General features: G+C 59.5%; 13 protein-coding genes. 4 read left to right on the plus strand and 9 right to left on the minus strand.

Annotated features, from left to right (window positions below; all coding sequences use genetic code 11):
• Window positions 1-5 precede the first annotated feature (5 nt).
• Genes sctR through sctW form a run of 8 tightly spaced genes read right to left on the minus strand, consistent with a single transcriptional unit; the run spans window position 6 to window position 8,407 of the window.
• Window positions 6-671, minus strand: coding sequence for a type III secretion system export apparatus subunit SctR (gene sctR / locus A936_RS19950; RefSeq protein WP_008460987.1), 666 nt, complete (start codon window positions 669-671; stop codon window positions 6-8).
• Window positions 671-1,723, minus strand: coding sequence for a FliM/FliN family flagellar motor switch protein (locus A936_RS19955; protein ID WP_008460989.1), 1,053 nt, complete (start codon window positions 1,721-1,723; stop codon window positions 671-673). Before A936_RS19955 ends, sctR begins: the two co-directional genes overlap by 1 nt.
• Entirely contained in the window at window positions 1,720-2,343 is a 624-nt protein-coding gene (locus A936_RS19960; RefSeq protein ID WP_008460991.1) for a type III secretion system HrpP C-terminal domain-containing protein, read from the minus strand. Before A936_RS19960 ends, A936_RS19955 begins: the two co-directional genes overlap by 4 nt.
• Entirely contained in the window at window positions 2,340-2,807 is a 468-nt protein-coding gene (locus A936_RS19965) for a hypothetical protein (RefSeq protein ID WP_008460992.1), read from the minus strand. Before A936_RS19965 ends, A936_RS19960 begins: the two co-directional genes overlap by 4 nt.
• A complete protein-coding gene (gene sctN, locus A936_RS19970) occupies window positions 2,794-4,158 on the minus strand; it encodes a type III secretion system ATPase SctN (RefSeq protein ID WP_008460994.1) in 1,365 nt (454 codons plus the stop codon). The genes A936_RS19965 and sctN overlap by 14 nt, the downstream gene beginning before the upstream one ends.
• Window positions 4,152-5,096, minus strand: a complete 945-nt coding sequence (locus A936_RS19975; RefSeq protein ID WP_008460995.1) for an FHA domain-containing protein — start codon at window positions 5,094-5,096, stop codon at window positions 4,152-4,154. The genes sctN and A936_RS19975 overlap by 7 nt, the downstream gene beginning before the upstream one ends.
• Before the next feature lie 11 nt (window positions 5,097-5,107).
• Entirely contained in the window at window positions 5,108-7,204 is a 2,097-nt protein-coding gene (gene sctV, locus A936_RS19980) for a type III secretion system export apparatus subunit SctV (RefSeq protein ID WP_008460998.1), read from the minus strand.
• 27 nt (window positions 7,205-7,231) lie between these two features.
• Window positions 7,232-8,407 (minus strand): type III secretion system gatekeeper subunit SctW, encoded by a 1,176-nt coding sequence (sctW, locus tag A936_RS19985; RefSeq protein WP_008461000.1) that lies wholly within the window; start codon window positions 8,405-8,407, stop codon window positions 7,232-7,234.
• Window positions 8,408-8,669: 262 nt separating this feature from the next.
• Between sctW and A936_RS19990 the strand changes: the two genes are divergently transcribed.
• Both A936_RS19990 and A936_RS19995 read left to right on the plus strand, forming a co-directional pair.
• Entirely contained in the window at window positions 8,670-9,263 is a 594-nt protein-coding gene (locus A936_RS19990) for an RNA polymerase sigma factor (protein ID WP_008461001.1), read from the plus strand.
• Window positions 9,264-9,308: 45 nt separating this feature from the next.
• On the plus strand, window positions 9,309-10,796 hold the full coding sequence (locus A936_RS19995; protein WP_008461002.1) for a histidine kinase: 1,488 nt from the start codon (window positions 9,309-9,311) through the stop codon (window positions 10,794-10,796).
• Here A936_RS19995 and A936_RS20000 read toward each other — a convergent pair.
• Window positions 10,774-11,406, minus strand: a complete 633-nt coding sequence (locus tag A936_RS20000) for a response regulator (RefSeq protein ID WP_008461003.1) — start codon at window positions 11,404-11,406, stop codon at window positions 10,774-10,776. The genes A936_RS19995 and A936_RS20000 overlap by 23 nt on opposite strands.
• Before the next feature lie 227 nt (window positions 11,407-11,633).
• Between A936_RS20000 and A936_RS20005 the strand changes: the two genes are divergently transcribed.
• On the plus strand, window positions 11,634-12,116 hold the full coding sequence (locus A936_RS20005; protein ID WP_008461004.1) for a CesT family type III secretion system chaperone: 483 nt from the start codon (window positions 11,634-11,636) through the stop codon (window positions 12,114-12,116).
• 20 nt (window positions 12,117-12,136) lie between these two features.
• On the plus strand, window positions 12,137-12,772 hold the full coding sequence (xopG, locus tag A936_RS22480) for a XopG/HopH/AvrPtoH family type III secretion system effector (protein WP_008461005.1): 636 nt from the start codon (window positions 12,137-12,139) through the stop codon (window positions 12,770-12,772).
• Window positions 12,773-12,796 lie beyond the last annotated feature (24 nt).

A 12,796-nucleotide genomic window follows, 5' to 3' on the forward strand; every position in this document is an offset into this window, starting at 1 on the left:
CGTCCTCACATATAGCTGTAGAACAGGCCGTCCAGCAGGCGCGTCCAGCCGCTCACCATGACAAAAAGCAGAATTTTGAGCGGCAAAGAGATGGTCATCGGCGACACCATCTGCATCCCCAGCGCCAGCAGCACGTTGGAGACAATCAGGTCCACCACCAGGAAAGGGATAAATATTAAAAAGGCAATTTTGAAGCCGTTTTGCAGCTCGGACAGCACGAATGCCGGGATCAGGATCAGCAGGTTGTCGCGCTGGTGGACGACCTTCTCAGACAGATCTTTCGGCCACATGCGCTGGCTGTTTTCCATCAGGTGTGTTTCAAGGTCCGGGTCGCTGTTGCGCAGCATAAAGTCGGTCAGCGGCTTAATGCCGTACTGTAAGCTGTTCTCTAAGCGCTCTGCGCTGGTGGTATCGAGAGGCTTCTCTTTGAAGCGGGTTTGCATCCCGTCGAATACCGGCGCCATCACGAACAGCGTGGCGGCCAGTGCGATGCCGTACAGCGCCATGTTGGGCGGCGTTTGCTGCACCCCGATGGCGTTTCGCGTCAGCATCAGCACCATCGAAATCTTGAGAAAGCTGGTGGTGATCATCAGCAGCAGGGGCAGCAGCGAAATGGCTCCCAGCAGGATGGCCAGCGCCAGCGGATTGAATGAGCTGATATTCTCGGCCATCACACGGGTTCCATGGCCGTACCCGTCTGGCGCAGCATGCGGGTGACCTGGAAGCCGAGCGTGCCGTTAACGTCCACCAGTTCACCTTTTGCCAGCAGGCTGTTGCCGTGGCACAGCAGCGCCTCGCCCGGCGTGACGTGCTGAACCAATACCGTTGACCCCGCATCCAATTGCTGGAGTTCGCCAAGCGTCAGCTGTAGGTTGCCGCAGCGGATGGTTAAATCCAGCGACAAGTCGTCGAAACTCCCCCGTGTTGTTTGCCATTCCCCGGCGGGTACCACTTCTTCGCCGTCCTGCTGATCGTCGTACTCCAGGGGGGCGTTCGGGTAAGTCATGGTTAGCTCCTCGCTAAACGTAATGTGTAGTAAGTCTCTGTGAGTGGTTTCGCTCGCCAGTTCCAGGTGAACCTGAAATTGTCGCCTCGCCAGCGGCATAACGCCGTGTCCTTCCGGCGAGAAGAACGTCTCTGAGGGCAAAAGCAAATCTCCGCTAACCAGACGGCGGGCGGCACCGGCGGAAAGCTGGAGCTTGCCAACGGTCAGCGGTAACTGGAGTGGGAGTCCAGGGTTTAGCGGGGCCATCAGCCGCTGCCAGGCCGGATGCTGAGCAAGCCGATGCAGCGTGGCCCAGGAGAGCGACAGCAGCGTGCAGGCCTGGGCTTCGCCGAGAAAAACCTCAAGGCGCAGCGTGACGTCAGGTTTTTGCCGTTCTTCTGCGGGCTGCAGAAACTCAAAGAGTTCGGCCAGTTCAGGGCTGAGCTGTTGACTGAAATAGCGCCAGTACCAGGCATTGTCCTCGGTGGAGACGCCTGGAAGCGCCGGGCAATCGGCCAGCAGCCCCAGCACCGGCAGCGGGTCGCTAAAAAGCAGCGTGCCAGCCGCGCAGTGAAAAGCTTCACCCGGCATATCTGGCTGGATCAGCGCTCGGGAGGGCAGGAGGCGAAGTTCTCCGGCTATTGCTTCCCGGAAGAAAGGGAGCCGGCAGCCGCTGCCGGTCCAGCGCCGCAGGCGGGCTTCATCCGGTGACTGAGCGGCAAGCACCAGGCGTTTCATACCGCCTCCCGCCGCTTAAAGCGCAGGCGAACTTTTTTCCCCAGACGGTCGCAGAGCGAGCCTTGTCCATCCTGTTCAAAGCCGCGAACTTTGTCCCAGGCCTCGGCGGAAAAGCCGAGGGCAATATCCAGCCCATCGCCATTGGCCGGGGTAACCTGCGCCACCACTTCGCCTAAATCCGGCAGCAGCAGGCTAAAGCGGGCGGGCAGGCTTTCCTGCTGTTCAATGCCCTGTATCAGGTGCGATTCCAGCATCGCCCGCAGGGCGGAAGACGGGGATTCACTGGCCTGCTGCGGCTGTTCCGTGCCGCCGAGCGAGCCATCAAACAGGTTAAGCGCCAGAATGGGCATCACCGGGTCGGGCTCATCGTCAGACAGGAGATCGCTGAACTCTTTTTCATCCCGCGACAGCTTCTGGCGATCGCTGGCCCGGCCGGACGAGGACGTGCTGCGAGCGGGCATCTGCGGCATGAAGGGCGTGTTATTTCCCGGCGTGCGCGGTGCACGAGGCGTGGGTGCCTGCGGGGCGTTCTCGGGCTGGTGATGCGGCTGCGGGGCCGGATGGGCCTGCTGCCAAAGCCTGGGCTGCGGGTGAGCGTTTTTTAGCGCGTGGTGAATCATAAAGCGTTCCCCTGATTTTGGTTGAGCAAATACTCCATTTTTTCGATGTCCCGCTGGCAGCGCTGTACGGCTGACTGCGCGGCGGTCAGCCGCTCCTGCTGCTGTTGCACCTCTTCCTGTAGCTGGTGCGTGTGCTGAATTTGTTGAATCACGCCCGCGCGGCTGGATTTCTCAACGTCCAGCGTCTCCCGCAGGTCGTTAAGCGGCTGCGTGACGCCCGCGTGCTGCGGCACGAAATTATTGCGCAGCTGCAAATAGCCGATTTTCTGCTCTGCCAGCTGCTGCTCGCCCTGCTCGACGGCCTGCCGGCAGCGCCGGAGCTGCTGCTCATGCTGGCGCTGCTCGCTTTCACAGCGGCGTAAGCGTCGCCGCCGGATGGGCAGTAAGAGCGTCAGCACTTGTTCCAGAGCAACCTGCTGCGGGTCCGGTGAGAGCGGCGTTTCAGCCTCGCTATAACGGCGCATAAGCAATCACCTCCTGTAGCTGCTGGCGGGTGTCGACGAAGTCGCTCGGGGCGTGGTTGGCCTGGCGTAAAAACGCGTTGATGGCCGACTGAGATTGCACTGCGGCGTCGGTCATCGGGTCATTTCCCGGCTGGTATTCCCCGAGGCGGATCAGCATTTCGACCTGCTGGTAAGCCGACATCATCTGGCGCAGCGCGCTGGCTTCGGCAATGTGTTCTCGTGGGACGACGTTGCTCATGGTTCGGCTCAGGCTGGCCAGCACGTCCACGGCAGGGTAGTGCCCGCGCTCCGCCAGGCGGCGGGTCAAAACGATGTGGCCGTCTATCAGCGAGCGGACTTCATCGGCCACGGGATCGTTCATCGAGTCCTGTTCGATCAGCACCGAATAAAGGGCGGTGATGGAGCCGCGTGAGGTTTTCCCGGCGCGCTCGAGCAGCCCTGGCAGCAGGGTATAGACCGACGGCGGCAGCCCGCCCCGGCCCGGAGGTTCGCCGAGCGCCAGGCCAATTTCACGCTGGGCGCGGGCAAAACGCGTCAGCGAGTCGATAATCAGCAGGACGTTTTTGCCTTTGTTACGGAACGCTTCGGCAATGGCCGTGGCGGTAAACGCCGCGCGGGCGCGTTCCATGCTGCTGCGGTCAGAGGTGGAGCACACCAGGACGGTGCGTGAGCGCAGTTCGGCATCCAGCTCGTGGTCGAGGAATTCGCGGAGTTCGCGGCCACGTTCGCCAATCAGGCCAAACACAATGGCATCGCACGGCGTGTTGCGCGCCATTTCAGCGAGCAGGGTCGTTTTGCCGCAGCCAGCCCCGGCGAAGACGCCCACGCGCTGGCCTACGCCAATCGTCAGCACGCCGTCAATGGAGCGAATGCCCGTCGGCAGCGGAGTATCAATGCGCGGCCTGTCCGTGGGCGGTGGCGCGTCGCCGAGCACGCCCCGGGCGTCCGGTGTTTCGCTGGCCAGCGCAAAAGCCGACAGGCTGTCTTCGTCGATGGCGCGGCCAAAGCCGTCCAGCACGCTGCCAAATAAGCTGTCCGACACGCTAATAGAATGGGGCTGAAACAGCGGCGTGACGCGAGCGCCCTGGGCGATGCCGTCCAGCGGCCCCAGCGCGGAAAGCAAAGTGTGGCGGGGGTTAAAGCCGACCACTTCGGCCATCACTTCGGTGTCGCCGCTGCGGCTGATAAGACACAGGTCGCCGATGCGTGCCTGCGGCAAGCTGCTTTCCAGCAGGATGCCGCTGATGCCGGTGATGCGCCCGTAGGCGCTGACGGCGGAAAGCTGGCTCAGGCTGCTATGGCGCTGGGCAAACCAGGCGTTGAGGTCGGACTGATAGTGTCCCATCACCATTTCACCGCGATGTTTTCTTTGCCGCCAAACTGCACGCTGTCGCCGGTAATGCCGGTCAGGCGCAGGCCGTTACGTTCGTCCCCGACAAACAGGCGCTGCCCGTCCTCGGTCACGATGTTGGCGTGCGGCCCGGCGGTAATTTGCACGATGTGGAAGGGCAGCACGGCCTCGCGCACTTTGGTTTGGTTTGTGAGCGCCACCTTGAGCTGATAATCGCTGCGGATGCTGTCCACCATGCGGCTGACAATCGGCAGCTGGTTTTCCTGCAAATCCCCGGTGAGCGTAATGCCCTGCGGCGTACTGGTCAGCAGCACTTTGTTATAGAGCTCCCGTTCGCGCAGATCCTGTTCCACCAGGCTGCGCAGTTCGTTGCTATTGGTAATCGCCGGTTTAATTTGCGGCTCATCGTCGCTGTTTTGCTGGGCGATGCCGGGCTGCAGCACCCAGCTGAAGATGGTGAAGGTCAGCAGCATCAGGCTGGACAAGGTGAAGATTTGCGCCCAGCGGGGCAGGATCCTTGCCAGCAGCGAACGGCGCGCGGTCGGCGCTGGTATGCTTTGTGTCCCGCCGACGGGTTCGCGTATAGCGGATTCTGGCTGACTCGGGCTGACAGCAGGCAACGGCGGTGGCGGGTGGTTATCCCATTCGTCGTCAGCGGCGGCAAGCGTCAGCCAGACGCCGCCGACGGCGAAGATTTCCCCGGGCTGCCAGAGTTGCTGCGCGCTCAGGCGTTCGCCGTGGCGGTGGCAAACGGTGCCTTCCATCGGCGTGAGCATCCAGCCTTCGGCGCTGCGGCTTAGCAGCGCGTGGCTGGCTTTAATACCGCCATCGTTGAGCTGCAAATCGCTGTCGGCGGCGTTGCCCAACTGCCAGCGTTCGCCGCTTAACGGCAGCGCCGCGCCTTCATGTAATCCGTTTAATACTCTCAGCTCATACATGGCAGCACCCTTTATGCAGTGAAGGCGTCAAGCGCGTTTTCGTGAATATCAATGCGCCCCAGCACGTTTACCGGCAGGTTAAATTGCAGCTCGGCGAAGGACAGCACCGGGACGTGATGGAATTCGTCCTGGATAAGCAGGCGCAGCGGGCTACGTAAATCCTGGGCGGACAGCAGCACGCTGGTTTGCCGCTGGAACAGGGGGAACACTTCCCGGAGCTGGTCCAGCAGCAGGGCGTGTTTGTCCTGGCTGAGGGCGAAGAAGGTTTCGTTCTGCGTCTGGCGCAGGCTGTCGCGCAGGATCTCTTCGGTTTCCGGCGTCAGCAGCCAAACCTGTATCCCGCCGTCGTGGCTGTACTGGTGGCAAATGTGTTCTTTGATGTCGATGCGAACCTGGTCGACCAGCAGGCCCACATCGCGCTCGTGCTGGCCGTGCACAATCAGCGATTCGGTGATGCTGCGCACCGAACGCAGCGAAATTCGTTCGGCCACCAGGCGCTGCAGCACGGCGCTCAGACGGGTGATCGGGAAGATGCGCTGGAATTCCTGCGCCAGCTCCGGCAGGTCCATCTCCAGCCACGAGATAATGGCGCGGGTCTCCTGCAGGCCGATAAAGCGCGGGCCGCTGGCAAAGAGCGCTTCTTCCATGCGGGCCAGCAGCAGCTGGTGCGAACTCCAGGACTCCATCTGGAATTTATCCAGCAGAGGATCGTTTTCTTCCAGCCACGCCCAGCCTTTTTCCTGCGGATAGGTTTCAGTGCTGAGTTCTGTCCCGGTTTCTTCCTGGGCCAGCAGGCGGTAGTCCAGCGCCCGTTTGCTGGAGGTAAAGGTGCCAATCACTTTCGGCACTTCATACACCAGAAAACGAAATTCATCGTCAGGCTGGTACGGTGAGAAATCGATGTTGAAGACCGGCAGCGTGAAGCCGTACTGGTTCACGATGCGGTTACGCAGGCGGCGAATGTCTTCGATAAGCGCCATGGCCGCCGGGTCACCGGCGCGAGCCGACGAGAAGCTGAGGACAAACAGGCGGCTGGGGTTGAAGGTACGAATGTCTTCTTCGCCGTTGGCTTCCGGGGCGACAATTTCGCCGCCGGTGGTGGTGGCCGCCGCGCGTTTGGCGCGCCACAGCTGAAACAGCCCCGAGCCCAGGGTGATTATCCCGAGCACGATAAACACCGCCGTGGGCATGCCCGGCAGCAGGCTGAAGCAGAACATGCCGATGGCGGACATAATCCACGCCTTAGGCTGGTTGGTTAGCTGGTCGCTGATTTCTCGGCCAATGTTGTTGTTGGGAATGTCTTCGTTGGCCGACACGCGGGTGATCATCATCCCGGCGGTCAGGGAGATAAGCATCGCCGGGATCTGGTCAATCAGGCCGTCGCCGATGGTCAGAATGGAGTAGACATTGGCGGCGTCGCCTGCGGCCATGCCCAGCTGCAGCACACCAATACAGAAGCCGCCCACCATGTTGATGCTGAGGATCACAATCCCGGCAATGGCATCGCCTTTCACGAACTTCATGGCGCCGTCCATTGCCCCGAAAAGCTGGCTCTCTTTCGCCAGATCTTCACGTTTGCTTTTGGCCTGCTGGACGTTAATCAGCCCGGCGCGCAGGTCGCTGTCGATAGACATCTGCTTGCCCGGCATGGCATCGAGGGTAAAGCGGGCGGCCACTTCGGCGATGCGCTCTGAGCCTTTGGTGATCACCAGGAAGTTCACCACCGTCAGGATCAGGAACACCACCAGCCCCACCGCCAGGTTGCCGCCGACCACAAAGTTGCCGAAGGCGGTGACAATATGCCCGGCGTTTTGCTGCAGCAGGATCTGGCGCGTGGTGGAGATAGACAGCCCGAGGCGGAACATGGTGGTCAGCAGCAGTACCGCCGGGAAGGTGGTGAACGCCAGCGGTTTGGGCAGGTACATCGCCGTCATGATAAGCAGGCATGACACGCTGATGTTGACCGCAATCAGGACGTCAATCAGCCCCAGCGGCAGCGGGATGATCAGCATGAACACCACCGCCAGCGCGATGAAAGCCCCGACGACTTCGGAGCGTTGCATGGCGGTTATTGCCAGCCGGTTTAGAAGGTTAAACAAAGCGTTCATGGGCTATTCAATCCTGGTAAAGTCCGTTTACTGCGCCAGCTGGCTGCGTTTTTCCCACGCGGCGTATTCGCCGTTGAGGGTGCGGAGCAAAAGCAGGGCGTTGCTACGGGTTTCATCGTTCCCGCCCCAAATTTTCTCCGGCAGCGCCTGGAGCAGCGTCAGCAGCCCGTTGAAAAAGAGAGACTGCTGCAGGGGTTTTTCGCCCACCACCTGCAGCCCAAGCTGGGTCAGGTCGCGGGAATAGAAGCCGTTGCGGCACATGCTGAGCAAGGAGCGCGTCATGACATCGGCCCCCATCGTGACGTGGGAATATTTGCTCTTCAGGCGGTCGAGGAACTGGGCGACTTCCGACAGCGTGTGCGTAATGGCGCGGGTGTCGTTCAGCCCGGAAAGCAGGCGGCGTAGGGCCGTCGGCGGGGCGGAAGGGGCCAGGGCGGCGATGTCATCGGAAAGCGCGCGCTGCAGCGTACGTAATGCGGGCACGAAGCCATCGACGCCAAACTTGTCCAGCAGCACGTCCATGATGTTGTCGGCAGACTGCTGGTTGATCACGCCGCTGTAATAGAGCTTGCGCATTTCGCGCTTCTGCGCCGGATCGCTGCTGAAGGCGGCAATTGCAGGAGCGGTATTCACCCCGGCGTTAATTTTTTCCGGGTGCTGCTGCTGCAGGTCGGCAAGCATTTGCTCGACGCGTGCCGCCAGCGCCGGGTTGCTGCCGTTGCGCAGGCGCATCGCCATCAGGCTGAGGGTGACAAATGCAGAAGCCGGGTCGTGATTGGCCTGTTCGAGCAAATCATCCAGCGTCGGGTTTTTTCCGTCGCCACCTGACAGCATTCGTTCAAAAGCCGATTCCTGCTCGGCCTGCTCTTTCCCCGACGGGCTTTCTAGCAGTTTCCCCAGTTCTACAAGGTGAGTGACCTTGATTGCCGCCACGGAGATACGGCGCAGCTGGGTGGCCTGCGTGCGCTGTTCCTCATGTTTGATTTTCTGTTCGATGCTTTCCGCAAAAGTTGACGCCATCGACTCCTGAGCGGCCCCGGGCCGCTGCGGCGCGGGCGCTGCACGAGTGGCGGACGAGGAACTGCTCGCCGCGCTCTTATCGTTATTAGTGTCGCTGATTAGCTCATCGACCAGGGCGTCCGCCTGTTCGGTTTCAAGACGCAGATTGTGGTGATGGTGGTGCTGGGGGATTCTCATGTTCATTGCGGTGTGCCTTACCCGATTCGCCTGTCAGTGTGTGGGCTAAGGCCTGGGGCGGTTCCCCGACAAATAAAAAATTTCCGCCGCTGGGGATGTGTAAAAAGTTGCACAAACCCGTTTTCGGGCTGTGTGTGTTTTTGCTCATATTTATCTGATTAATAAAAATTAATTGTTACTAATCAATGTGTTGGTTTGATGTTTTTCGCTGGCACGGCGCTTGCTATAGGACGAACTCCTGAATCTATTCCATAAAAAGGTGTTCACTATGTCAGCAATGTTTGATTTCGAATCACAGGTTTTCCCGGATGCGCAGGCTGCTTTTGAGTCCCACGTTGTGCAGGGCGAGTTTCCGGTGGTTAACTGGGAGCGCGTGATGCGCGACAACGAACAGCGGCTGTACAATTTTATTCGTAAACGCGTGGCAAATTTTGCCGATATAGAAGACCTGGTGCAGAACACCTGGTATGAAGTGATTCGTAACAAGCACAAGTTTTGCGGCACGTCGCGCCCGGAAACCTGGATGTTCGGGATTGCGGTAAACCTGGTGAAAAATCACTATAAATCCGTCAAAGTGAGCTACCTGCACGATGAGTTAAACGATGATGTGCTCGGTACGCTGCTGCATTCGGAGCAGCCGGAAGGGGTGACTGAGGGTAAGGACATCCTGTCGAAAGTGTTGCAGCGCATTGCGCAACTACCTGAAGATTATCAGCAATTATTACAGCTGATCGTTGATCACGATATCAGTTACCAGGAAGCGGCTGACCGGATGACTATTCCTATCGGCACCGTGCGTTCCCGTCTTTCCCGTCTCCGACAATCTTTGAAACAGGATCTGGGGTGGGACAGCCTGAACTGAGCGAGCGGTGCTTCGTTACTCCCTGAACGAGAAGAATCACACTCTATGAAACAAGACGGCGGGCCGCACCCACGGCCCAATGATACTCAGGCATTGCTGAGCGCCGCTTTCAATAGCATGCGCGAGCTGGTTTTCATTGTTGACAGGGATTTCAATATTGTTTTTGCCAACCACAAGGCGCTCAGTCTTTGTCTGCCGGAAGGTGCCGGCCAGGCAAGGGCCGGGCATCTGGTGGGTGAAAATATTTTTACCCGGCTGCGGGGCTATGGCGACCTGCCGCTGCTGGCGGTGGTTGAGCAGCAGCTGGATCGGCCAGAACATTCGCCTTACGGCGATAAAATTAACGCCCGGTTTCAGGCGGCAACGCAGGCTATTCCGGTCGAGGTTTGCCCGAGCCGCTTCGAGTTTCAGCGGCAGAACTGGGTGATGATGGTGGTGTGCGATACCCGCTATCGCAATGATATTCATCGTTTTTACTACGATCGTGAAAACGAACTTCGCGACATTTTGGACAATATGCCGGATGCGATTCTGCGCGTGGACAGTGAACAGCGGCTGCTCTATGCCAACGAAACGGCGCTGCAGTGCATGCCCAAGAGCGCGGCGGCCATCGGGCTGAAGATCAACTCGCTTATCGGCGATTCGACGCTGATGGAGCAGATCGGCTGGTCGCTGCAGCTGGTGCTGAGTAAGCATATTCAGCTGGAGGCCGTGCTGCACGGCATGCGATCCGACCTGCGGGTGTCGAGAATCTACCAGGCGCGTTTTATTCCTGAATTTACCCAGCAGCAGACGCTGAAGTCCGTGCTGGTGATCGCCCGTCCTGCCTCCCGGCAATATTTTGCCGAACAGCAGGTACGGCAGACTCACGAACAGCTGCGGCAGATGACCCAAAAGCTGCAAAGCAGCGTCGAAAACGAGCGCAAGCATATGGCGCGGGAAATCCATGATGAGCTGGGCCAGCATCTGACCTCGCTACGGGTGGGGATTTCGCTGTTGGGCCAGAATCATCCTGCGCTGCAGCATGAAGTTGAACCTTTGACGCAGCTGGTGGATGGCACCATCAAAGTGGTGCGCGATATCGCCACCCAACTGCGCCCGGCGGTGCTGAACATGGGGCTGAAACCCGCGCTTATCTGGCTGCGGGACCAGTTCAACAAGCACCGTTCCGGCGTGTGTACGCTGACGATTCAGCCGCTGCCGGTGTCGCTGTGTGACGATGAGGTCACCGCGATTTTTCGCGTGGTGCAGGAGTCGCTCACCAATGTGCAGCGGCATGCCAAAGCGCGGGAAGTGGAGGTGAAGGTACTTACAAAGGGCAAAGTCGTGCTGATTTGTATCAATGATGACGGGCAGGGGTTTGATCCGGGCCAGGTCTCCGACGGGGCCTTTGGGTTATTGAGTATGCGCGAACGCTGCATGATGAAAGGCTGGACGTTTAACATCCACAGCACGCCGGGCAAAGGGAGCTGCGTGCATATCGAGATCCCTTATGCCCTGCCGGCCCCGGCTAAAGTTTATGATAGCGAATAGCAAACTTGATGATGTCGGCGTTGTTGTCGAACTGCATTTTTTCCATCATCCGGGTCTTATGGGTGCTGACCGTTTTGTTGCTGATGCTTAGGGTTTCTGCGATGCCATTGATGTTTTCGCCGCTGCTCAGCAGGCGAAGGATCTGCTTCTCACGCTGGGATAGCGTGGCGTAGCGGCGAAGCTGGTCGTTTTCCTGGGTTGAAAAGACGATGGCTTCCGCCAGGGAGGGATCAATGTAGCGCTGGCGGGAGGCGACGCGATGAATGGCGTGCAGCAGCGTTTGCGGGGCCTGGTCTTTAGTAATGAAGCCGTGGGCGCCGCTGGCGAGGACCATTTGGGCGATTTGCGGCTCGTTGTGCATGCTCAGCACCAGCACCGGCAGCATCGGCCACAGGCGGGTGATTTGCTGCACCAGCTCCGGCCCGGAGTCGCCGGGCATGGAGAGATCCAGCAGCAGGACATCGACGTCAATTTCCGTCAGCAGCGACAGCACCGTTTTGCCACAGCCCGCTTCCGCCACCACTTTAATTTTCTTATCCAGTGAAAAAATCTGTTTCAGGCCCTCGCGCATCAAAATGTGATCGTCCGCGAGGAGGAGTCTGATTGCCATACCGTCTGTCATCCATAATTTATAGTTATTAAATCGTTCTTTTTTATAAGAATAATCATCGCGCACGAATTGCAAAGACGCGTGTTAAATGAACATAGCAGCCTCGCTGCGGCGAATCTAGCTTTGCCGGGGGCGATAAGGTTGCAGCTTGTTACAAGTTCCCCCTGGAACCCACTTCGCCTGCCGCTCACTCACGCCCCATGTTCCTGACCGAGACAGGTGAAATCATGGTGATTGCCGAGCAGCTCTACCACAAACTCCAGCCGCTGTTTAAACAGCTGAATGCGCCTGGCATGGTGTACAACGCCCAGGGCTACTACTCGTTAACCCTCGACGGCGGCCAGCAGGTTTTCCTGGAGCTGACGGAAAACCTGACGCTGGCGATGATGGGCCTGCTGGCGCTGCCGGACAATCCCGGCGAGGCGCTGCTTCTCGAGCTGTTACAGGCCAACCTGAACATTGACCAGCAGCCAGCCATCACCGTTGCCGCCGATAAAGAGCGTGCGCAGCTGGTGGTCTGGGCGGCGTTACCCCTGGACGAACTGCATCTCGACACGCTGCTGCCTTTGTTGGAGCGGTTGAGCTGGACGCTGTCGGTGATTGGCCGCTGGTGCCAGCCTGCCGCGCCGCGTGAGCGCCAGGCTGCACCGGAGACAGAAAAAGATCGGCTTCAGCGCCGCCAGATTGAAGCGCTGATGCTGCGACGTTAACGTCCAACCAAGGGGAAAAGATGAGTACGATTTCTGCCAGCCATGTGGCGCCACATATCGCCATTGAATATCACCGCCCGGAAGACTATCTCGCTGCCGAAAGCGCTTTGCATAAGCTGCTCAGTCGGCCCAATGGCCGAAGCCTGGTGGGCGAATTGCGTAACCTCAGTACCCAGGGCCGGTACGTTAAGGTGAAAGTCACGGCGATGGCGAATACGGTTGCCCGCCCGGTGCTGACCGACTCTCAGGTCCGCCGGTTTCACCTCTCCGGCAGCGAGTACGATAAGGCGCACAATAAAAAAGCGACGCAATTAGCGCAAAAACAGCCGCTCGGCAAAAAAGGCGAGGGGACCAGCGTCAGCGTCGACTGGAACCCGCGGCAGTCCGTGGCTATCGATGCCCACGGCCGCCCAAGCCTGCTGGACGATCCCTCGCTGGCTTTTGTGTCGCTTGCCCATGAGCTGGTACACGGCTATCGCATGATGAAAGGGACCTACACCGGAGGGACTTCCGACCGCTACGATACGGGCTCGCCGGCCGGGCAGGAGGAATCCCGCGCGGTGGGCATCGGCAAGTATGCGGGGGAAGCGCTGTCCGAAAACGGTATTCGCCATGAGCACGGCCTGCCGCTGCGCGGGCAGTACGCCGCAGGGTAAATTCTTCCGCAGCAGGAACCACCG

Source organism: Enterobacter sp. Ag1, from assembly GCA_000277545.1.
Classification (GTDB): Bacteria; Pseudomonadota; Gammaproteobacteria; order Enterobacterales; family Enterobacteriaceae; genus Cedecea.